Annotated in this window: 22 protein-coding genes and 2 tRNA genes; 15 read left to right on the forward strand and 9 right to left on the reverse strand. The window is 52.5% G+C overall.

The window, feature by feature from the left end:
* The 3 genes from BLW59_RS15015 to BLW59_RS15025 form a co-directional block, all read right to left on the reverse strand.
* A partial coding sequence (locus BLW59_RS15015) for a hypothetical protein (RefSeq protein ID WP_139283710.1) occupies nucleotides 1–195 on the reverse strand: 195 nt, incomplete at its 3' end.
* 314 nt (nucleotides 196–509) lie between these two features.
* A complete protein-coding gene (locus BLW59_RS15020) occupies nucleotides 510–1,880 on the reverse strand; it encodes a protein O-GlcNAcase (protein WP_074698434.1) in 1,371 nt (456 codons plus the stop codon).
* Nucleotides 1,881–1,898: 18 nt separating this feature from the next.
* Nucleotides 1,899–2,159 carry a hypothetical protein gene (locus BLW59_RS15025; RefSeq protein WP_029543040.1) on the reverse strand — a complete coding sequence of 87 codons (261 nt, stop codon included), beginning with the start codon at nucleotides 2,157–2,159 and terminating at the stop codon, nucleotides 1,899–1,901.
* 434 nt (nucleotides 2,160–2,593) lie between these two features.
* Here BLW59_RS15025 and thrS point away from each other — a divergent pair, with 434 nt between their 5' ends.
* Nucleotides 2,594–4,519, forward strand: coding sequence for a threonine--tRNA ligase (thrS, locus tag BLW59_RS15030; protein ID WP_074698435.1), 1,926 nt, complete (start codon nucleotides 2,594–2,596; stop codon nucleotides 4,517–4,519).
* 361 nt (nucleotides 4,520–4,880) lie between these two features.
* Complete coding sequence (gene rpmB, locus BLW59_RS15035; RefSeq protein ID WP_029543043.1) at nucleotides 4,881–5,072, forward strand: 50S ribosomal protein L28; 192 nt, start codon at nucleotides 4,881–4,883, stop codon at nucleotides 5,070–5,072.
* Nucleotides 5,073–5,214: 142 nt separating this feature from the next.
* Here rpmB and BLW59_RS15040 read toward each other — a convergent pair whose 3' ends face one another.
* Nucleotides 5,215–5,922 (reverse strand): hypothetical protein, encoded by a 708-nt coding sequence (locus BLW59_RS15040; RefSeq protein WP_074698436.1) that lies wholly within the window; start codon nucleotides 5,920–5,922, stop codon nucleotides 5,215–5,217.
* Between the two features lie 68 nt (nucleotides 5,923–5,990).
* Nucleotides 5,991–6,077, reverse strand: a tRNA-Leu gene (locus BLW59_RS15045).
* 331 nt (nucleotides 6,078–6,408) lie between these two features.
* On the opposite strand from BLW59_RS15045, the gene BLW59_RS15050 reads away from it, so the two are divergent.
* From BLW59_RS15050 to BLW59_RS15065, 4 genes are all read left to right on the forward strand, one after another.
* Nucleotides 6,409–7,575: a type III PLP-dependent enzyme gene (locus BLW59_RS15050; protein WP_029543047.1), complete on the forward strand. Its 1,167-nt coding sequence runs from the start codon at nucleotides 6,409–6,411 to the stop codon at nucleotides 7,573–7,575.
* An 18-nt stretch (nucleotides 7,576–7,593) separates the two neighbouring features.
* The gene (locus BLW59_RS15055) at nucleotides 7,594–7,788 is read left to right on the forward strand and encodes a hypothetical protein (protein ID WP_074698437.1); all 195 of its coding nucleotides are present in this window, start codon (nucleotides 7,594–7,596) and stop codon (nucleotides 7,786–7,788) included.
* A gap of 208 nt (nucleotides 7,789–7,996) precedes the next feature.
* On the forward strand, nucleotides 7,997–8,308 hold the full coding sequence (locus tag BLW59_RS15060; RefSeq protein WP_074698438.1) for a hypothetical protein: 312 nt from the start codon (nucleotides 7,997–7,999) through the stop codon (nucleotides 8,306–8,308).
* Nucleotides 8,309–8,370: 62 nt separating this feature from the next.
* Nucleotides 8,371–9,495, forward strand: coding sequence for an HD-GYP domain-containing protein (locus BLW59_RS15065; RefSeq protein ID WP_074698439.1), 1,125 nt, complete (start codon nucleotides 8,371–8,373; stop codon nucleotides 9,493–9,495).
* Between the two features lie 58 nt (nucleotides 9,496–9,553).
* Here the strand turns inward: BLW59_RS15065 and BLW59_RS15070 are convergent, their stop codons facing one another.
* A complete protein-coding gene (locus BLW59_RS15070; RefSeq protein ID WP_074698440.1) occupies nucleotides 9,554–10,099 on the reverse strand; it encodes an NADH peroxidase in 546 nt (181 codons plus the stop codon).
* Between the two features lie 307 nt (nucleotides 10,100–10,406).
* On the opposite strand from BLW59_RS15070, the gene tsaE reads away from it, so the two are divergent.
* The 7 genes from tsaE to groL all read left to right on the forward strand — a co-directional run bounded on the left by tsaE (nucleotide 10,407) and on the right by groL (nucleotide 15,870).
* On the forward strand, nucleotides 10,407–10,883 hold the full coding sequence (gene tsaE / locus BLW59_RS15075; RefSeq protein ID WP_029543057.1) for a tRNA (adenosine(37)-N6)-threonylcarbamoyltransferase complex ATPase subunit type 1 TsaE: 477 nt from the start codon (nucleotides 10,407–10,409) through the stop codon (nucleotides 10,881–10,883).
* Nucleotides 10,864–11,586: a tRNA (adenosine(37)-N6)-threonylcarbamoyltransferase complex dimerization subunit type 1 TsaB gene (tsaB, locus tag BLW59_RS15080; RefSeq protein ID WP_074698441.1), complete on the forward strand. Its 723-nt coding sequence runs from the start codon at nucleotides 10,864–10,866 to the stop codon at nucleotides 11,584–11,586. Before tsaE ends, tsaB begins: the two co-directional genes overlap by 20 nt.
* The gene (rimI, locus tag BLW59_RS15085) at nucleotides 11,583–12,041 is read left to right on the forward strand and encodes a ribosomal protein S18-alanine N-acetyltransferase (RefSeq protein WP_318258673.1); all 459 of its coding nucleotides are present in this window, start codon (nucleotides 11,583–11,585) and stop codon (nucleotides 12,039–12,041) included. The genes tsaB and rimI overlap by 4 nt, the downstream gene beginning before the upstream one ends.
* 13 nt (nucleotides 12,042–12,054) lie before the next feature.
* Nucleotides 12,055–13,089, forward strand: a complete 1,035-nt coding sequence (gene tsaD, locus BLW59_RS15090; protein ID WP_074698442.1) for a tRNA (adenosine(37)-N6)-threonylcarbamoyltransferase complex transferase subunit TsaD — start codon at nucleotides 12,055–12,057, stop codon at nucleotides 13,087–13,089.
* A 32-nt stretch (nucleotides 13,090–13,121) separates the two neighbouring features.
* Nucleotides 13,122–13,715, forward strand: coding sequence for an ANTAR domain-containing protein (locus BLW59_RS15095; protein WP_081348566.1), 594 nt, complete (start codon nucleotides 13,122–13,124; stop codon nucleotides 13,713–13,715).
* Between the two features lie 217 nt (nucleotides 13,716–13,932).
* Nucleotides 13,933–14,214 carry a co-chaperone GroES gene (gene groES / locus BLW59_RS15100; protein WP_029543066.1) on the forward strand — a complete coding sequence of 94 codons (282 nt, stop codon included), beginning with the start codon at nucleotides 13,933–13,935 and terminating at the stop codon, nucleotides 14,212–14,214.
* Nucleotides 14,215–14,244: 30 nt separating this feature from the next.
* Nucleotides 14,245–15,870: a chaperonin GroEL gene (gene groL / locus BLW59_RS15105; protein WP_029543067.1), complete on the forward strand. Its 1,626-nt coding sequence runs from the start codon at nucleotides 14,245–14,247 to the stop codon at nucleotides 15,868–15,870.
* Between the two features lie 191 nt (nucleotides 15,871–16,061).
* Here the strand turns inward: groL and BLW59_RS15110 are convergent.
* Nucleotides 16,062–16,136 (reverse strand) — tRNA-Arg (locus BLW59_RS15110).
* 122 nt (nucleotides 16,137–16,258) lie between these two features.
* Nucleotides 16,259–16,819: a hypothetical protein gene (locus BLW59_RS15115; RefSeq protein WP_029543069.1), complete on the reverse strand. Its 561-nt coding sequence runs from the start codon at nucleotides 16,817–16,819 to the stop codon at nucleotides 16,259–16,261.
* A 179-nt stretch (nucleotides 16,820–16,998) separates the two neighbouring features.
* Here BLW59_RS15115 and BLW59_RS15120 point away from each other — a divergent pair, with 179 nt between their 5' ends.
* Together BLW59_RS15120 and BLW59_RS15125 are read left to right on the forward strand one after the other, a co-directional pair.
* Nucleotides 16,999–17,220: a hypothetical protein gene (locus BLW59_RS15120; protein WP_029543071.1), complete on the forward strand. Its 222-nt coding sequence runs from the start codon at nucleotides 16,999–17,001 to the stop codon at nucleotides 17,218–17,220.
* 43 nt (nucleotides 17,221–17,263) lie between these two features.
* Nucleotides 17,264–19,051, forward strand: coding sequence for a methyl-accepting chemotaxis protein (locus tag BLW59_RS15125; RefSeq protein WP_074698445.1), 1,788 nt, complete (start codon nucleotides 17,264–17,266; stop codon nucleotides 19,049–19,051).
* Here BLW59_RS15125 and BLW59_RS18040 read toward each other — a convergent pair.
* Nucleotides 19,041–19,314, reverse strand: a 274-nt coding sequence (locus tag BLW59_RS18040; protein WP_217634639.1) for a hypothetical protein, incomplete at its 5' end; no start/stop codon positions are given. The two genes, BLW59_RS15125 and BLW59_RS18040, sit on opposite strands and share 11 nt — an antisense overlap.

The raw sequence follows: 19,314 nt of genomic DNA on the forward strand, positions 1-19,314 counted from the left end.
GAGGAAGGCAGCCATGCAGGGCGGCCCTCCTCTGAATAGAAAGGGGCGCATGATCTCGTCAACCGGTGAGAGGTCAAGGGCTAAGAGCTTGGCTGCGAGCTTGTGTTTCTTCTTTTTGAGATGCTTGTTGCAAATGAGTTGGGAGAGGAGCTGCTGATAAGCAGCGTGGGAGCCGATTTCAGGCAATCTCAACATGATGTTCACCTTCTTTCTTACGAGTACTATTGTACATGTGAAACATCTAGCTGAGATGGGTAATACTCATTTGCAATAAGTTTTTGCCATAAAATCTGGGAGCACATTGAAAAATGTGCAAGCTTTAAGGAACGTGAATAGTGAACTTAGAGTTTCCTAATTCACATTGTATGTGATGAGGAGGAGTGGTAGTAGACAAAACTAAGGTGTCACTTTTTTTAGATGTCTCCTGTCTAAATATATGTCACATGGCAGACGACTAAACGCCCCCTGTCTTTGGTAGAATAAAGCTATCAAAGACAGGGGGCGTGATTTTAAGGCAGTTTTTGTTCTATTTCCGTTAGCAGGGCGCGGGCGCTTTGTTCTGAAACCAGGGCTTCCTGGTCATGGGCCTTCACTTCCTGCAGAGCTTGGGCAAAGTCTGCTGCTTTGTCCTGGCTGCCTGCCAACAGGTCAAGGCCCAGCAGGTCGGCCCTGGCTATGCGCTGCAGCTGTTCCAGCTGGGGGCGGCATTCTGCTAGGACTTCCGGTGGGAGGCTGGTGAGAAGACTGCTGATGGACCTATCCAGGGCAAGAAGCTCTTTTGTCAGTTTCTTTTCCGCGGTTTGGCGTTTCCTGGGAGTCTTGGCTGCCCAGTAGGAATCTGCCAGCTGGCGGAGTTTTTTGCCGTCTGCTGGGCCGATTTCTGCCCAGCTTACCCTCATGTGCTGGGAATGGTCAGCAAATCTTTCCATGTCAGCTGCCAAGGGGCCGTATTCTTTTTTCAGGGCTTTGCGCCAGGCTTTGGCGGGCTTGTAGCCTCTGGGGTATTTGGCATAGGCCGCCCCGGTGGTGAGGCTGAGCTTTGACAGCTGGGCATATTTCATGGGGTTGAAAAAGATGGCAGGGAGCTTCTTGCGGGGAAGCTTCTCTATGGGGCCGAGAGCCAGCTTGGCTTCCAGATAGTCGCTGACGGGATAGTTCCACCAGAGGCCAAGCCGCCTGCCGTAGAGCTTGCTGGCTTCTGCGTAGTCCTTGTCCTGCAGCCCGTCGGGCACTACCTTCTCCCCGGTGTAGAGCACTAGGATGTCCTTGTCAAGGGTACCTGAGAAAGCTTTTGTGTATTCTTTCACTGCGCCTTTTTCCGTCATGTCCAGATGGAAATATTCTGTGGGCACGGTGATGAGAGGGGAGACGCCGGGGTGGCTTTTGACGAAGTTTTCCTCCAGCCAGTTCAGGAATTCTGCCTGCCCCTGGCCGTCCTTGTTTTCTATGTCATCAAAGAAGATGGCAAAATCCCTCACGCCAAGGTCATACATGGCATTTAGTTTTTCCTGCATGGCCAGGCGGTCTTTTTGCCCTTGCTCTCCTGCAAAGGTGATGTCAAGGCCAGGAGAAACCGCAAAGATGAACTTAACCTGCTGGTGTTTGGCGGCAGCGATGAGGTCAGACAGTTCAGTCAGTTTGTCCTGGGGATATGGTTTACGCCACTTGGAGCGATGATAGGGGTCATCTTTGGGGGCGTAGATATAGGCATTGAGTTTTTCCTGCTGGCAGAAGTCTATCATGTCCAGTCTGTCAGACTGGGACCAGGGGGTGCCGTAGAAGCCTTCTACGATGCCCCGCAGGGGAATGGGGGAGGCTGAGGCAGTGAGGCTGCCGGTGAGCAGCAGGGCTGCCAGGCTGGCAAGAAGTTTCTTTTTCATGGGCTTGCTCCTCTGTTTTCAGTAAATATGATATTCCTTCCAGGGAATTTGGTCCAGTCGGATGGATTTCAGGAATTCCACGATGTCCTTGCGTCCGTAGTAATGGGGGGTACCATTATTATCCTGGCTCATGAGGATGATGGGCATGTTGGGAAAGAAGCGGGAGAGGGCCCGGCGCGTGTGTACCAGGCGGGCGGTGTAGCGGGTGACTTCCGGCCTTACGGCTACGACGGCGAAGGTCACTCCCTGCTCTATGATTACGGCTCCGTGTATGGTCATGATAGTCCTCTCCTTTGCGAGTTTCTTTGTTTTCATTTTATCAGAGAAGGCAGGCGGGAACAAGAAAAACTCCTTGACAGGGCAGGGGGCAGCTCCTATAATAATCCTTACATAAGAACAAAGGCGATGCGGAAGACATGACGACTGTGGTTGCTCCTACAGAGAGCGGGGCCCTGGCTGCAAGCCCTGCGGAGAGAAAGCAGTGCGTTACCCCTTCCAAGCTGCAAGGCTGAAGCCTTTTGGTGGGTAGGTCTTGCCGGAGCAATCTCCGTTAAAAATGTCCAAAGTGGCTCTGAGTTTTCGGGGCAAGCAGGGTGGAACCGCGAGTTTGTGACTCGTCCCTTCATTAGATTGAAGGGGCGGGTCTTTTTAGTTTTACGTCCTTGGATGCGCTTTCCTGCGGGTGTCCGGGGCGGTGTTTAGGAGGAATTTTCATGCTGAAAATCACGCTGAAAGACGGTGCGGTGCGCGAAGCAGCCGAGGGTACGTCCGTACTTGATTTTGTGAAGCAGGTGAGCAACAGCCTGGCCAAGAAGGTGCTGGCTGCCAAGGTGGACGGCGAGACCGTAGACCTTACCCGCGTCCTGGACAAGGATTGCCAGGTGGATTTCCTGACCTTTGAGGAAGAGGACGGCCGCTGGGCTCTGCGCCATACGGCTTCCCATATCCTGGCACAGGCCGTGAAGCGCCTCTACAAGGACAACAATGTGCAGCTGGCCATCGGCCCTGCTATCGACAACGGCTTCTACTATGACTTCGACATGGACCGCCAGCTTACGGAAAGCGACTTGCGGGACATTGAGAAGGAAATGAAGAAGATCGTCAAGGAGAACCTGAAGCTGGAGAGGAAAGAAGTCAGCCGTGCTGATGCCATCGCCTTCTTCAAGGAAAAGGGCGAGAACTACAAGGTGGAGCTCATCGAAGATCTGCCTGAGGATGCAACTATTTCCATGTACTCCCAGGGCGAGTTCACCGACCTCTGCGCTGGTCCCCATGTGCTTTCCACGGGCAAGGTGAAGGCCATCAAGCTTCAGAGTGTGGCAGGTGCTTACTGGCGCGGCAGCGAGAAGAACAAGATGCTCCAGCGTATCTACGGCACGGCTTTCGAGAAGCAGGCAGATCTTGACGAGTACCTGCACATGCTGGAGGAGGCTGCCAAGCGCGATCACCGCAAGCTGGGCAAGGAACTTGATCTCTTCAGCCTCCACGAGGAAGGTCCCGGCTTCCCCTTCTTCCACCCCAATGGCATGGTGATTCGCAACGAACTCATCAATTACTGGCGTGAAGTGCACCGCCGCTACGGCTATCAGGAAATCAAGACTCCCATGATTATGAACCGCAAGCTCTGGGAGACTTCCGGCCATTGGGATCATTATAAGGAGAACATGTACTTCACGAAGATCGACGAGGAAGATTATGCAGTGAAGCCCATGAACTGCCCAGGCGGCATGCTGGTTTACAAGTCCCATCAGCACAGCTATCGTGACCTGCCCCTGCGCATGGGCGAGCTGGGCCTGGTACACCGCCATGAGCTCTCCGGTGCTCTCCACGGTCTGTTCCGCGTCCGCAACTTCACCCAGGACGATGCTCATCTCTTCATCACGCCCAGCCAGATTGAGGAGGAAATCCAGCATACCATCGACCTGTTCGATGAGGTCTACAGCACCTTCGGCCTGTCCTATACGGCAGAGCTGTCCACCCGTCCTGAGGACTCCATGGGTTCTGATGAGATCTGGGAGAATGCTACCAACGCTCTTCGCAATGCCCTGGAGCACCGCGGCCTTGAGTACATCATCAACGAGGGTGACGGCGCTTTCTACGGCCCGAAGATTGACTTCCACCTCCGTGATTCCATCGGTCGTACCTGGCAGTGCGGCACCATCCAGCTGGATATGCTCATGCCTGAGAAGTTCGACCTGACCTATGTGGGTGAGGACGGCGAGAAGCACCGCCCTGTCATGCTCCACCGTGTGGTGTACGGCTCCATAGAGCGCTTCATTGGCATCCTCATCGAGAACTATGCCGGTGCCTTCCCGGTATGGCTGGCTCCTGTGCAGGTGAAGATCCTGCCCATCACGGACAAGCATGCCGACTACGCTTATGAGCTGAAGAAGAAGATGTTCGATTTGGGCCTCCGCGTTGAGGTAGATGACCGCAACGAGAAGACGGGCTACAAGATCCGCGAAGCTCAAGTAAAGAAGATTCCTTACGCTCTCGTAGTAGGCGACCAGGAAGTGGAGAACGGTACCGTCACCGTCCGTCGTTACGGCGAGAAGGAAACCCAGTCCATGGGCGCTGAGGACTTCATCAAGCTGGTGCAGGAGAAGATTGCCAGCAAGAAGTCTGCCAGCGAAGAGTAAAAATTATACTCGCGAGTATAGCTGATTTTAGAATTAAGCCTTAAATCGTAGGTGTTACCTGCCCCGTGAAACGGGGAAGGGGGACCGCCGCTAGGCGGTGGAAGGGGCGTTAGAAACGTAACGGCTTCGAAGTCCCCCTTCCGTCAGCCTTCGGCTGCCACCTCCCCCGCAAGCGGTGGAGGTAAGGATTGCTAGAAGCGTAGCTCACCTAAAATGAATTTTGCCTTAGCAAAGAAATGCTTTCAAAGGTTGCTGAAAGTTTTCCTTGCTAAGGCTTTTTCTTTGTGGTAAAATATATCCGTTCTGTTTGGAAGCCATACCACTCAACGGTTTTCAACATCCAGTAAGGAGGTGTAGCGATATGGCAAATGTTTGCGAGATTTGTGCAAAGGGTGAGCTGTCCGGTAACAACGTCAGCCATTCCCATCTGAAGACGAAGCGCTCCTGGAAGCCCAACATTCAGCGCGTCCGTGCTGTGGTCGAGGGTGAGGTCAAGCGTGTTAACGTCTGCACCCGTTGCCTGCGTTCAGGTAAGGTTCAGCGTGCCCTTTAATCTATGCGCATAGATTGGTAAAAGCTGATATATCATAAAAGAAGCTGCCTAGCCTTGGTGCTAGACAGCTTCTTTTATTTGTTCTGGTAGAAAGCATCCCATAATAATAAAACCTCCCCGCGTATGGGGGAGGTGGCAGGGCTTAGATATCCCAGTGCAGCATATCCGGGTTCGGGGTTGCTTTGTCAATTTCGGCCAGGATAAAGGGAGTGTTGTCGTGGGTGGCGGCAAAGGCGTGCTCCAGGGCAGCCTTGTTTCGTTCGGGAATCTCCATGGCGTGGAGGGCCATGTGCATGTAGTCCTTGGCAATGAGGGTGCCGGATCCCCGGGCGGCGGCCAGGTGGGCCTTGAAGCGGTAGCCGTAGTAGACGTAGCTGTTGTGGGGGATGGGCAGGTCCTTGTATGCTTCCAGGCGCTCGTCCACTTCAGCCTCGGCCTGCTCTGTCATCTTCATCTTGTGCATGAGGTTCCAGCGGTCAGCCCAGAGCTCGCCGCGCAGCAGGTATTTGTAGAGGAAGTCCGTGTTCTCCGCCAGCTCGATGGCCAGGTTGATATGGTTAAGGGCCTTCTCGTCCTGATTGAGGCTCTTTTCCAGGCTGCAGAGCTTCTGGAGGGCAAAGGCCTTTTCCTCAACTTCTTCAGCATTCTCCTCGTCAATCTCTTCCTCTACGATGCTGCGGAAGAGTTCCAACGCTTCCTTTTCCTTGTCAATGCCCTTCATGGCCAGGAAATGGGCCAAACGGGCTCTGGCCCGCCAGTTGTCCATGCCGCCGGTGAAGAGCGTCTCGGGGGGATGGGCGGGGGAGTCCATTACCAGATGAACGAGCTTGTGGAATTCTTCTTGAGTCATTGCAAACCTCCGTAATAAACATCAATGAAAAAGCCCCGAGGCTGAACCTCAGGGCTTGCATTTTCAAGTGGTGCCGGAAATCGGACTTGAACCGATACGTTGTTGCCAACGCCAGATTTTGAGTCTGGTGCGTCTGCCAATTCCGCCATTCCGGCAAGATAGTGACCGCTTGTGTCGCTAACGAATAAAAGTATATCATTTATTTATATGTACGTCAATATTTTTGTGAGAAAATTTTCTGGGAGAGGATTATGTGAGCCGTTGTTTACAGAGGATAGACAGGGGAATTTTCTTGTTTACAAGGGGGGCGTTATCTGCTAACATAAGGAAAGATTTTTACTGCAGAACTCCGTGAACCGAACCCGAAGGGGGAAGGTGAGCGGTTAGTTCTGCGTATACACAGGGCACTTAGCGAATGCAAGCCCATAGGGCGCAGTATGAGCTTAGTGCACCACTGTACATCATGTAAAAAGGAAGGGTTGTGTTATGTTTCGACTGACCGAACAAGAGATGAATGAATTGGCAGCGCGTATTCCTACGCCGTTTCTGGTGGCTTCACTGGACCAGGTGGAGGAGAATTATCGCTTTATGCGGAAGCATATGCCCAGGGCGGGCATCTACTATGCCATGAAGGCAAATCCCACACCGGGAATACTGAAGCGGCTGGCTTCTTTGGGCTCCTGCTTCGATGTGGCTTCTGCTGGTGAGATAAGGACGCTTCATGAGCTGGGGGTTGACGGCTCCCGCATGATTTATGCCAATCCTGTGAAAGACCAGCGCGGCCTTTTGGCGGCGGCAGAGTGCAATGTGCGCCGCATGACTTTTGATGATGAGTCTGAGATTGGAAAAATGGCTGCTGCTGTGCCGGGCGCGGATGTCTTGGTCAGGGTCAGTGTGCGTAACAATAAGGCTCTGGTGGATCTCAACACCAAATTCGGTGCTCCTTTGGCTGAGGCGCTGCCTCTGCTGCAGAAGGCCAAGGCAGCGGGGCTTAACCCCATTGGCATCTGCTTCCATGTGGGCAGCCAGTCCCTTTCTACGGCGGCTTATGAAGAGGCTTTGCTGGTGTGCAGGGGGCTCTTTGACGAGGCAAAGAGGATGGGCATGGAACTGACTGACCTGGATATAGGCGGCGGCTTCCCGGTGCCCTCTGCGGAAGGTCTTTCCGTGGATCTGGCAGCTATGATGGAGGCCATCAACAGGCAGATTGAGCGTCTCTTCCCCGATGTGGCTGTGTGGACGGAGCCAGGCCGCTATATGTGCGGCACGGCGGTGAATCTGGTGGCTTCTGTCATCGGCACCAAGTTCCGGGGGGAGAAGCCTTGGTATATCCTGGATGAAAGCATTTATGGTGCTTTCTCCGGCATTATCTATGATCACTGGACCTATCCTCTTCACTGCTTCGGCAAGGGGAAGAAGCGTCCTTCTTTCTTCGGCGGTCCCAGCTGTGATGGCATTGATGTGCTCTACAGCGATTTTGAGGCGCCTGCTTTGAAGATTGGGGACAAGGTGCTGGTGACGGAAATCGGTGCCTACTCCACAGTGAGCGCCACCCGCTTCAATGGCTTTGAGCTGGCTCCCACCATTATTTGGGAGGAGCAGAAGGAAGCTCAGGCTGCTGAGTACGAGCTGGACAATACAGAGGCTGTGTAAGGCTGAAAGCAGGATATTATGGAAAGAAACATAGAGGAAATAGAGCACATGCTCATGCATGCCCTGACAGAGGACAGTATAGCAGAGCGCATTGAGCAGGCTGTTTCCCAGCAGGAAGTTTACGACTTGATGAAGGAACTGCCTTACTTTGACCTCAGCCTGGAGGAATTCCAGGCGGGGATCATAGCTTTGCAGTCAAAAGACGCGGAATAAGAAAAATCCGTCGGGGAGCTTTTCCCTGACGGTTTTTTTTCGAGGGCCATTTGGGGCTTGAAGAGCAGTTCAAAAGCTAGCAGGAAAAAAGCCATGGATGTAGAATTATCCAAGCAAGAGTGAGTGTACGAACTTCTGTATATGACGTGATGAGGAGAGCCATCTGTGCAAACGGGAGGTGAAGCGGGCAGGGCGTCCCGCGGTTCAAATGACGATAAAGCAGATTTTCAGGTACAAGGGCAAGCATATCCTTTACAACACTGGAGAAATCCAGCAGGATGAGGAGAAGGAAGAGTCCGTGGAGGCCAAGGAAGACACGGGGCTTACTGAGGAACAGATGGACGTGGTGAAGGGCTCCATGAGCGACAACCGCATATCCGACAGCGTGAAGGATCTAGTGGCACAGGCTTCAGTTGAACCGGAACTTTCCGAGGAACAGATGAATGTGGTGAAGGGGTCTATGAGCGATAACCGCATTTCCGACAGTGTCAGGGATCTGGTGGAGAAAGCTTCTCAGTAAGGGGAGGTTCCTGCAGGGAATTTTGGCAGGGGATGTACTTTATTATATGGGAAGGAACAACTATGATAGATTTACCGCTGAAAAAATTGCGTCCCGGCATGGTGACGGCCCAGAGCATATACAATTCCAGCGGTGCCAGCTACCTTACCAAAGGCACAGAACTTACCGAGCATTATATAGACAAGCTGCGTGACCTGGGAGTCATTGGCCTGCATGTATTGAACTATTCTTCGGAAATAAAGCCAATGCCGCCGGAGGATATCCTTTCGGAAAGGACCAGGGTCATGGCCATACAGCGCGTGTGCGATGTGTTTGCCCAGATTGAGCGGACGGGGACTTTTGAGTTTGAGCCATTGGCCAAAGCTGCTTCTGCCATGGTGGCAGATATCGCCACCCGCAGCGGGAATTTGGTACAGCTGACGGATATACGCGTACACGATGAATATACCTTTGCCCATAGTGTCAATGTAGCCATGCTTTCTGGCATGCTGGGGCGTCTGGCTAATCTGCCGGAGGGGGGAGTGCAGGAGCTGACTATGGGAGGGCTGCTGCATGATCTGGGGAAAATCATCGTGCCCCCGGAAATCCTGAACAAGCGTGGCAGGCTTACGCAGAACGAGTTTGATATCATCAAGCATCACCCGGAGGCCGGTTTCAGCAAGATACGGGCTATGTCATTGCCGGATGCCCCTATACTGGGGATAGTGGCTTTGCAGCATCATGAGCATATGAATGGGAAGGGCTATCCAGGAGGGCGGCAAGGGACGGACATACATCTTTACGGGCGTATTTGCGCTATTGCAGATGTGTACGATGCTCTCACCAGCAGAAGGCCTTACAAGAAGGCATACTCTCCTGCTGTGGCTTACAATATCATGGTGAACTGCTCAGAGGGACAGTTTGATAAAAGGCTCTTGAAGCTGTTTTTCAGCAATGTGGCCATCTACCCTGTGGGGACCGTGGTGAAGACTAGCAAAGGGTACGGCATTGTGAAGAAAGTTGAGTTTGGCTTGACGGACAGGCCTACGCTTATGATGTTTGCAGACCAGTATGAGCATATTCTGCCGGAGCCGTATGAAGAACCTCTTCACGAGAGGCCGGAACATAAGATAGACTCAGTGGTGGATGATAAGGTGCTCCTGACAAGAATCAGGAACACAGGTTTTGATCCTGCATCTTTGCTGTAATTGCACGAAAATAAGGGGCACCATACGTTGGCGCCCCTTTTAGAGTGCTTGTTAATGCTTATTTGCCGAAATAACGGTCATAGAGCCCCTTGAAGCCGCAGCCATGGCGGGCTTCGTCCTTGCACATCTCATGAACCGTGTCATGGATGGCATCAAGGTTGAGCTGCTTGGCAAGGGTAGCGAGCTCCTTCTTGCCGGCGCAGGCGCCATGCTCAGCGTCGATACGCATTTCAAGGTTCTTCTTGGTGCTGTCCGTGAGGACTTCGCCAAGGAGTTCAGCGAACTTGGCAGCATGCTCAGCTTCTTCCCAGGCGTAGCGCTTATAGGCTTCGGCAACCTCAGGATAGCCTTCACGGTCAGCCTGACGGCTCATGGCAAGATACATGCCTACTTCGGAACATTCACCCGTGAAGTTCATGCGCAGGCCTTCGATGATGCGCTCATCAACACCTTTGGCCACGCCAATGCGGTGCTCATCTGCGAACACCAAATCACCGGTCTGCTCAACGAATTTGTCAGCCGGTGCCTTGCAGATGGGGCACTGAGCCGGAGGGGCATCTCCCTCATGTACGTAACCACAGACGGTGCAGACAAATTTTTTCATTTGGCATCCTCCTAAAAAATACACAGAATGACAACTTGCTCCCATATTTTGTGGCTTATCGCTACGCCACCTATTATATAATAAAGGTCAGAAAATTTCAACATAAAAATAAGCAAAAAGGCAAGTATGGGGCGGTTTTGTATAATTTTGTCTATCGACAGAATCTGAAAAAAGGCGCTATGGCTTATCGCCGAAACGCTGATTTGTGTAATTTTGTCTATCGACAAAATCTGAAATATAGCGTTATAATAGAAAATTGAATGGAGACTGATGTAACTGTCTATCAAAATAGGAGAGATAAAAAATTATGTTTACGTGTACAACCAATTCCCCTGAGGAAACTGCTGACCTAGCTGATAAACTGGGACAGAAGATCCGCGAGGGAACCGTGCTGTGCTTGGAAGGTGATTTGGGCGCAGGCAAGACCCTTTTTGTCCAGAGCCTGGCAAAGACTTTGGGCGTGGAGGGGGAAGTCACCAGCCCTACCTTCAATCTGATGAACATATATGAGGGCATCTGCCCAATCTACCATTTCGACCTCTATCGCCTGGAGACGGAAGAGGAACTGGAGGAAATCGGCTTTTATGAATATCTGGAGGAGCCGGAGGGCATCGTGGTTATTGAGTGGCCCGACAAGTTCCCCCAGTCCATGCCGGATGACTATGTGGAAGTGTCCATTGAGCGCATCAGCGAGACTGGCCGCAAGCTCACTTTTTCTTCCATTGGCGAAGAGAACAAGGAATTTTTGAAGGAGTTGGAGACCTTTGTCAATACTGGCCATTGATACAGCCACCCAGGTTTCAAGCGTGGCTGTGGCCTCAGAGGCGCGGCTTTCTGCTGAACTTACCATGCAGGCCCGCCTGACCCATTCTGAGACTTTGCTCCCACATATGGAGCAGGTGCTCAAAATGGCAAATGTGAAAAAAGAAGATTTGGATGGCATTGCCGTGAGCATTGGGCCGGGCTCCTTCACGGGGCTTCGCATCGGTCTGGCAGCGGCCAAGGCTGTCTGCTATGCCCTGAAGCTGCCTCTTATAGGTGTGCCTACCTTGGAAGCTATGGCCTGGCACTATCCTGTGCCGGGGGTGCGCATCGTGACCTTGCTGGACGCCCAGAAAGGCAATGCTTACCGCCAGAGTTTCCGCTTCCATGAGGGACGCATGGAGGCACAGGAAGAAATCACCGTTTCCGGCCTGCCTGAGGTTATCTCTTCTTGCGGGGCGATGAAGGAGCCGGTGGTGCTCTTGGGCGATGTGGTGCCCAAGAAGATTGCGGGCAAGCTGGAACTTCCCGCTAATGTCAGCCTGGCCCCTGCTCATCTGGTCATGCCCCGGGCCGCTTGTGTGGCCATGGTGGGATTGAAGAAACTGGCTGCAGGTGAAGTGGGCAATGTCATGGATATGGAGCCCGTCTATATTCGCCGCAGCGAGGCGGAGGTCCTGTGGGAGAAGCGTCATCCCGAGGCAGCGGAGGGGAGTGCCAAGTGAAGCTGACTTTCCGTGAAATGGTGCCGGATGATGCGGCAGCTGTTGAAAAGGTGGAGAAGGCCTGCTTTGCCATGCCCTGGTCCAGGGAGTCCTTCTGGCGGGAAGCCGCCAATGAGAACACCCTCTACCTGCTGGCGCTGGATGAAGAGACTCTTGCAGAGGAGCAGGTCATAGGCTATGTGGGCTGCTGGATTTCCTTTGAGGAGGCCCAGATCACCAATGTGGCAGTGTCTCCTGATTACCGGGGGAAGCACGTGGGCACGGAAATGATGGCAGAGCTGATCCGAAGGGTGAAGGAGAAAGGCGTAACTGCCCTTACCTTGGAAGTGCGGCCTTCCAATGACCCTGCGCTGGCCCTTTACAAGAATTTTGGCTTCAAGGAGGCCGGACGCCGTCCCCGCTATTATCAGGACAATGGGGAAGACGCCATCATCATGTGGAATACGAAGATTTGACATAGGAGCTTTAATGGAACAGAAAGACCAGCAGGAAATCCTGACCCTTGGCATTGAGTCCAGCTGTGACGAGACTTCGGCGGCGGTGCTCAAGGGGGGGCGGGATGTCCTTTCCAATATCATTTCCACCCAGATACCCATTCATCAGAAATTTGGAGGGGTGGTGCCGGAGATTGCTTCCCGGAAACACATTGTGAACATCATGCCTGTTATTGATGAGGCAGTCCGCGAGGCCGGAGTGGAACTTGGCGATATCGACCAGGTGGCGGTGACTTATGGCCCCGGGCTGGTGGGAGCTCTGCTGGTGGGAGTGTCGGCAGGCAAGTCTTTGGCTTATGCCCTGGATGTGCCCCTGATTGGGGTGAATCATCTGGAGGGGCATATCTTTGCCAACTTCCTTTCTGATACTGCTCTTGAGCCGCCTTTTATGGCCCTGGTGGTATCAGGGGGACATACGGCTTTGGTGGATGTGCGGGGATATAATGAGTTTCGCATGATGGGCCAGACCCGTGACGATGCGGCAGGGGAAGCCTTTGATAAGATTGCCCGGGTTATGGGGCTGCCTTATCCCGGCGGTCCCCGCATAGATGCCCTGGCCAAGGAGGGCAACCACCTGGCTATTGATTTTCCCCGCGCTTTGGAGGAAAAGGGCAATTATGAGTTCAGCTTCAGCGGCCTGAAGTCGGCGGTGCTGAACTACATCAATAGCGAGAATATGAAGGGGCATGAGCTGAACAAAGCTGACATTGCTGCTTCCTTCCAGCATTCCGTCATCGAGGTGCTGACCCACAAGGCCTTTGAGGCAGTGGCGGAAGCAGGCAGAGACACGCTGGTACTGGCAGGTGGCGTGGCCGCTAACAGCGGCCTGGAGGCAAGGCTTAGGGAAGAGGCGGGCAAGCACGGTGTGAAGTTCTCCTATCCCAGCAAGATACTTTGCACGGATAACGCCGCCATGATTGCCTGCCGTGGGTACTACCAGGCACAGGCAGGGCTTTACAGCGACCATTATCTGAACGCCGTGCCGGGACTTACCCTGACAGATAAATAAATTTAGTTTGTGAGATGATATGAAGCAGCTTTTTGGTACCAGTAAAGGACAGGGATGAATTTATGCCCCAGGGATTGCCCAGCGTTTTGTTAGTAGAGCCGGAGTACCGCTTGCGTCTCCAGTATAAGAGTATTTTCAAGAAAGCCGGTTTTGAGCTCTCGGGAGAGGCAGGGGAACCTGCCAGGGCCCTTGAGCTGGCTATAGAAAAGAAACCGGGAGCCGTGTTATTTCACCTGGGGACAGAGCCGGAAGGTACAGAAAGCCTGGCAAGGCTGGCGAAACTGGCTCCCGTCCTGGTACTGGGAAAGGCTGCTCCTGAACTGGCCTTGCTGGGCATCTACGGCTGCCTGCCCGAGGGAGCAGAGGATGAGGAAATCCTCACGTCTCTTGCCATAGCTTCTGCCAGATGGCAGGAAGCAAAAAGTCTCCGCCAAGAGGCAGAGGAACTGCGCGACCTCCTGGCCCTGCGGAAGATACTGGATCAGGCCAAGAGCATCCTTATGAAAAAGCATCATATGAGCGAACAGGAGGCTCACCGCCGTATCCAGCGTTATGCCATGTACAAGCGGCTGACGGTGAAATCCGTGGCTGAGGCCATCATCAAAGCCACGGGTGGCAAAGTGTGAGACCTGCACCTGTGGCTTTGCTTGCGTTGATATGATTTGAAAAGCATTCGACCCCGATTTTAGGAGGGGACGGATGCTTTGTTTTTTTGACTTTTTTAATTTTATTTATTGACTTTTTGATGTTCAAGCGTTATCATAATACCTGTGATTAGCACTCGACGTGAGTGAGTGCTAATAGATTGAATCTTGTATATTTCTATATGGGAGGAAGATAAATATGATTAAGCCATTGGGCGAAAGAGTTGTCATTGAAGTTTCCGAGGGCGATGTCAAGACTGCTAGCGGCATTGTGTTGCCGGACACTGCCAAAGAGAAGCCCCAGAAGGGCAAGGTTGTGGCTGTAGGCGCAGGCAAGCTTCTGGACAATGGCCAGCGCGCTGAGATGGAAGTCAAGGTTGGCGACGACATCCTCTTCTCTAAATATTCCGGGACTGAGGTCAAGGTTGATGACAAGGATTACCTGGTCATCCGCGAAAGCGACATCCTGGCTGTTCTCTAATTGAATCAAAACCTTTTGGAGGTAATATAAATGGCAAAGCAGATTTTGTTTGACGAAGAAGCACGCCGTGCTCTTGGCCGCGGCGTTGACGCACTGGCTAACGCTGTGAAGGTCACCCTTGGACCCAAGGGCCGCAACGTAGTGTTGGACAAGAAGTTTGGCGCTCCCACCATCACCAATGATGGCGTGACCATTGCCCGTGACATCGAGCTGGAAGATCCCTTTGAGAACATGGGCGCCCAGCTGGTAAAGGAAGTTGCTACCAAGACCAACGATATCGCTGGTGACGGTACCACTACTGCAACCCTGCTGGCACAGGCTATGATTCATGAGGGCATGCGCAACGTGGTTGCCGGTGCCAACCCCATGATCGTGAAGAAGGGCATCGAGAAGGCTGTGAAGGCTCTGGTAGAGGAAATCCAGACCAAGGCTAAGCCCATTGAGAGCAAGGCTGCTACCGCACAGGTTGCTACCATCTCCTCCGCTGATGAGGAAGTTGGCCAGCTGATTGCTGATGCCATGGAGAAAGTGGGCCAGGACGGCGTCATCACCGTTGAGGAGTCCAAGTCCATGGATACCAACCTGAAAGTGGTAGAGGGCATGCAGTTCGACCGTGGCTACATCTCTCCGTACATGGTTACCGATACGGACAAGATGGAAGCTGTCCTGGATGATCCTTACATCCTCATCACCGACCGCAAGATTTCCGCTATCGCTGATATCCTGCCCATCCTGGAGCAGGTTGTGAAGCAGGGCAAGCAGCTCATGGTCATTTCTGAGGACCTTGATGGCGAGGCTCTCGCTACTATCGTGGTGAACAAGCTCCGCGGCACCTTCAAGGCTCTGGCTGTGAAGGCTCCGGGCTTCGGCGACCGCCGCAAGGCTATGCTGGAGGATATCGCTATCCTTACCGGCGGCCAGGTCATCAGCGAGGAGCTGGGCCGCAAGCTGGACAGCGTGACTCTCGAAGACCTCGGTCGTGCCAACCAGGTTCGTTCTACCAAGGACAACACCACCATCGTGGACGGTTATGGCGATAAGGAAGCCATCAAGTCCCGCGTGGAGCAGATCAAGAAGCAGATTGAGGCTACTACTTCCGACTTCGACAAGGAGAAGCTCCAGGAGCGCCTTGCCAAGCTGGCTGGCGGCGTAGCTGTCATCGAGATCGGTGCTGCCACCGAAGTTGAGATGAAGGACAAGAAGTACCGCATCGAGGATGCCCTCAATGCTACCCGTGCTGCCCGTGAGGAAGGCATCGTAGCAGGCGGCGGCACCACCTTCATCGACATCCTCCCGGCTCTCGACAAGATTGAGGCTGAGGGCGATGTGAAGGTAGGTGTGAACATCGTTCGCCGCGCTATCGAGGAGCCTGTCCGCCAGATCGCTGACAACGCAGGCCTCGAGGGTTCCGTGGTAGTTGAGAACGTGAAGAAGGCTGGTGACGGCATCGGCTTCAACGCTGTGGACAACACTTACGTTGACATGATCCAGGCTGGTATCGTAGATCCTGCCAAGGTCACCCGTTCCGCTCTGCAGAACGCTGCTTCCATCGCTGCCATGGTTCTCACCACCGAGACCCTGGTGGCTGATAAGCCCGAGAAGGAGCCCCCGGCTCCGGCTCCCGGCATGGGCGGCGGCATGCCCGGCATGATGTAATAAGGCATAAGAGTACTGTCCGTATAGGAAAGAAAGCACCACTCGTTCTGGTTGAGCGAGTGGTGCTTTTTTATATGCTTTATCAAAGCTCATTTAGCCAATGAAAAATCCCGAAAGCAATTTTGATATCGCTTTCGGGATTTATATATTACCTTCGTGACTGAATACTCAACGCCACGAAACACTCATTTTGGTGCGCTCGGCGGGAGTCGAACCCACGCTTTCAGCTCCGGAGGCTAACGTCCTATCCACTGGACTACGAGCGCAATCAACTCTGTAATAATATCATGTTTTGCTTAATTGTGTCAAGGATTTTGACTGAATTCATCTCCCAAATGGGGATTTGGGGATATCTTATAGCTGTAAATTTCGAACGTCATACGGTTATTTACAGAAACTTCCTTATCATTTCAGCTGCGGTGTTGTCGCCGCCGCGCCTGTCTGAGCAGGATGCGGAGACGGAGACTTTGTAGCGGTCATCGCCGTAGTAGACAGCCTTGTGATGGCTGCTTATCTTTGAAGAGGAGGTTATGCCCAGGTCGCTGAGTTTTTTCCTGACGGAAGCGTCCATGGTTACGTAGCCTTTGAAAGCAGCCTGCAGCGCTTTGGCACGGGTGTTGGGAGCGCCTTCTACGGGGTTGGCTTTCAGGATGTCGTCCACGACGTCTGCCCGGCGGGTGCCATCTTTGACGATGTTGGCTCTGGCGGCTTTCAGCACATCCATGAGGATTTCTCTGACTTCGTTGGGGTAGAGGTCAGCTTCCTGGCCACGGGAAATCAGTCCGTCGTTGAGGCTTACGGTTTGGCCCCGGGCTCGTTCATCTATTATTTTTTGAAGGCGTTCATTTTCTTCTTTTAGAACTTCGATGTCGATATTTAGCATATCGATGGTGTTGTCATAGTAAGTCATGAGTTCCTGCATGCTCTTTGGTTTCTGTGACTGGTTCATTTTTTCCTCCATATACTCTACATAATATTGTACGATATCTATTATAACCTACTTGTATACTGCTTGAGAATAGAAAGTTTAATGCAATACTGAAATTTCTGTACGCAGGCAGGGATTTTGAGGAATAAGTAGTATATATATACTAGGATTATACAGGGCATTTTTGGGGAGGGTGAGCTATGGAAGATGTGAAGAAACCTATACGGGAAGCTTTGGAGACCTTGAAGGAAATGCAGAGATATGAATCAAGCTATGCGCAAATCAATAAGTTCCACCAAGTGGTAAACCGTTTTGCTCAGCTGGAGCGGGTCTGCGACCTTATGGCGGCAGCCCTGGCCGAAGTGGAGGGGTGCCATAAGGAAGATGTGCTGAAGGAGTATTTTGACAAGGCTGACCTATAAGTCAGGCCCGGGCCCGGGTGCCCCGAGAAAGGATGAAGACTTCATGCAATCTGTATTATCTTTGAGAGCTAAGATTATTGCCATGATGGTAGGGACATCATTGCTGACCATGGTCTGTGTCAGCATCGTGTTCCTGCAGAACATGATGAGTGAGTCTGACCGTCAGGTGGAAAACTACCGCCAGACGCTGATTGCAGATGTGGAATCTTCCCTGAGGAACGAGACTCAATTGGCTATCTCGGTGATTGAAGAAGTCCATAAAAAGCAGCAGAAAGGAGAACTGACAGAGGAGCAGGCCAAGAAAGAAGCGGCTGACAGGGTTAGGGAGCTTCGCTACGATGAAGGCAAGGGGTATTTCTGGATTGACACTTATGAGGGTGTCAATGTGGTGCTTTTGGGGCGTGACACCGAGGGAAAATCCCGTATCAATTCCGTTGATCCTTCTGGACGTTATTTTATCAAGGAAATGATTGAGAATGGCCGCAAGCCTGGGGGCGGCTTCACGGATCTGATGTTTGCCAAGCCTAATGAGACGGAGCCGTTGCCTAAGCGTAACTACACTGCTACGTATGAGCCTTACAAATGGGTGCTGGGAACTGGCGTTTGGATTGATGATATTGATGTCAAAGTGGCGGAGGAGCAGGAAAAGGCAGATTCTGCTTTCTGGTCCAGCCTTATCAAACTGCTTGTTTTTGTACTGGTGATGGAAGCCGTCTTCGTGGCTCTGGCCATCTGGGCAGGCAAGACGATTGTGGCGCCTATTGGCAGGGTTACTGACAGACTTACAGTCCTTGCAACCGGTGATTTCCGTCCGGTCCATAAGGAGGAAGAGGATGCAGCCAGGTCCGATGAAATCGGCGCCATGACCAGGGCACTGCAGCAACTTCAGGATAATGTAGATGCCATGATCAAGCAGGTGGCAGAAGATGCCCAGCAGGTTGCCCAGTCTGCTGCCCACCTGACGGAGAACTCCAGCCAGTCAGCTACTGTCAGCGGTCAGATTGCCGATTCTATCGTCAATGTGGCAGGTTCCTGCAGTGAGCAGTTCACTGAGGTGGAGAATGCAGGCATTCAGACTGAAGAACTGGCTAAGCACATGAATGACTTTGCTGAGACAGTGAAACACGCTGCCGAGGTGGTAGGGGAAACCAAATCACACGCTGATGACGGCGAAAAGAGCGTCAGCACTGCTGTGCAGCAGATGAAGCTCATCGAACAGACGGTCAGTGAGTCTGGCAAGGTTATTGAAGATTTGGGCCATGAATCTGACAAGATTGGCGCCATTGTTGATGCCATCTCCCAGATTGCCGAGCAGACGAACCTGCTGGCCCTGAACGCTGCCATCGAGGCTGCCCGTGCTGGTGAGCATGGCCGTGGTTTTGCCGTGGTGGCTGATGAAGTCAGGAAACTGGCAGAACAGTCCAGCCAGTCCGCAGGAGAAATTGCTTCTCTCATCACTTCCATCCAGAATAAGTCCAAGCAGGCTGTTACTGTCATGGAGGAGGGGGTACGCCAGGTACAGAGCGGTACCGCAGCTGTAGACGGTGCGGGAGCTACTTTCCATAGCATAGCAGGCATGGTAGACAAGGTGGCTCATGATTCCAGAGAAATGGAACTGGCCATCAGGCGGTTGTCGGAGAATACCAACCTTATTACCAGTGCGATTGAAAAGATCAGCAAGATGAGCCGCAATGTGTCCGGCGAGGCAGAGACTGTATCTGCTGCTACAGAGGAGCAGACTGCCACCATGCATGAGATTGCCGCTGCCAGCCGCAAGCTGACGGAGATGGCAAATTCCATGGAAGAAGCTGTGGCTAAGTTCAAGATTTGACAGCTAAAATGATATAATCAAAAAGTGGCGGCCGCGACCATCGAGTTTCGGCCGCTGTCTTTTTGCAAAAGGCGTGGATCCATAATGGGATATACTTTAGGGTGAATAGGCTGGCAATGCTTAAAAATAATCCTGTAACTTTTTTAAAAAGTTGTTGACAAACACCTTCGAGACGTGTATCATAATACAAGTCGCTAGCGGGAGCGGCAAGCACGAAAGAGTTTCCTACAATATAAAAGAGAGCCTTGATTGGCCAGCAAAAA

Origin of the sequence: Selenomonas sp. KH1T6 (genome assembly GCF_900108415.1) — a bacterium.
Taxonomy (GTDB): domain Bacteria; phylum Bacillota; class Negativicutes; order Selenomonadales; family Selenomonadaceae; genus Selenomonas_B; species Selenomonas_B ruminantium_A.

What these genes read in the sequence shown, in the direction of transcription:
- tsaD (WP_074698442.1), top strand. Translation starts at nt 12,055, where the DNA reads ATGGAACAGAAAGACCAGCAGGAAATCCTGACCCTTGGCATTGAGTCC.
- rpmB (WP_029543043.1), top strand. Translation starts at nt 4,881, where the DNA reads ATGGCAAATGTTTGCGAGATTTGTGCAAAGGGTGAGCTGTCCGGTAAC.
- BLW59_RS15040 (WP_074698436.1), bottom strand. Translation starts at nt 5,922, where the DNA reads ATGACTCAAGAAGAATTCCACAAGCTCGTTCATCTGGTAATGGACTCC.
- BLW59_RS15060 (WP_074698438.1), top strand. Translation starts at nt 7,997, where the DNA reads ATGACGATAAAGCAGATTTTCAGGTACAAGGGCAAGCATATCCTTTAC.
- groL (WP_029543067.1), top strand. Translation starts at nt 14,245, where the DNA reads ATGGCAAAGCAGATTTTGTTTGACGAAGAAGCACGCCGTGCTCTTGGC.
- BLW59_RS15025 (WP_029543040.1), bottom strand. Translation starts at nt 2,159, where the DNA reads ATGACCATACACGGAGCCGTAATCATAGAGCAGGGAGTGACCTTCGCC.
- BLW59_RS15055 (WP_074698437.1), top strand. Translation starts at nt 7,594, where the DNA reads ATGGAAAGAAACATAGAGGAAATAGAGCACATGCTCATGCATGCCCTG.
- BLW59_RS15125 (WP_074698445.1), top strand. Translation starts at nt 17,264, where the DNA reads ATGCAATCTGTATTATCTTTGAGAGCTAAGATTATTGCCATGATGGTA.
- BLW59_RS15070 (WP_074698440.1), bottom strand. Translation starts at nt 10,099, where the DNA reads ATGAAAAAATTTGTCTGCACCGTCTGTGGTTACGTACATGAGGGAGAT.
- groES (WP_029543066.1), top strand. Translation starts at nt 13,933, where the DNA reads ATGATTAAGCCATTGGGCGAAAGAGTTGTCATTGAAGTTTCCGAGGGC.
- BLW59_RS15065 (WP_074698439.1), top strand. Translation starts at nt 8,371, where the DNA reads ATGATAGATTTACCGCTGAAAAAATTGCGTCCCGGCATGGTGACGGCC.
- BLW59_RS15050 (WP_029543047.1), top strand. Translation starts at nt 6,409, where the DNA reads ATGTTTCGACTGACCGAACAAGAGATGAATGAATTGGCAGCGCGTATT.
- BLW59_RS15020 (WP_074698434.1), bottom strand. Translation starts at nt 1,880, where the DNA reads ATGAAAAAGAAACTTCTTGCCAGCCTGGCAGCCCTGCTGCTCACCGGC.
- tsaE (WP_029543057.1), top strand. Translation starts at nt 10,407, where the DNA reads ATGTTTACGTGTACAACCAATTCCCCTGAGGAAACTGCTGACCTAGCT.
- thrS (WP_074698435.1), top strand. Translation starts at nt 2,594, where the DNA reads ATGCTGAAAATCACGCTGAAAGACGGTGCGGTGCGCGAAGCAGCCGAG.
- BLW59_RS15115 (WP_029543069.1), bottom strand. Translation starts at nt 16,819, where the DNA reads ATGAACCAGTCACAGAAACCAAAGAGCATGCAGGAACTCATGACTTAC.
- BLW59_RS15120 (WP_029543071.1), top strand. Translation starts at nt 16,999, where the DNA reads ATGGAAGATGTGAAGAAACCTATACGGGAAGCTTTGGAGACCTTGAAG.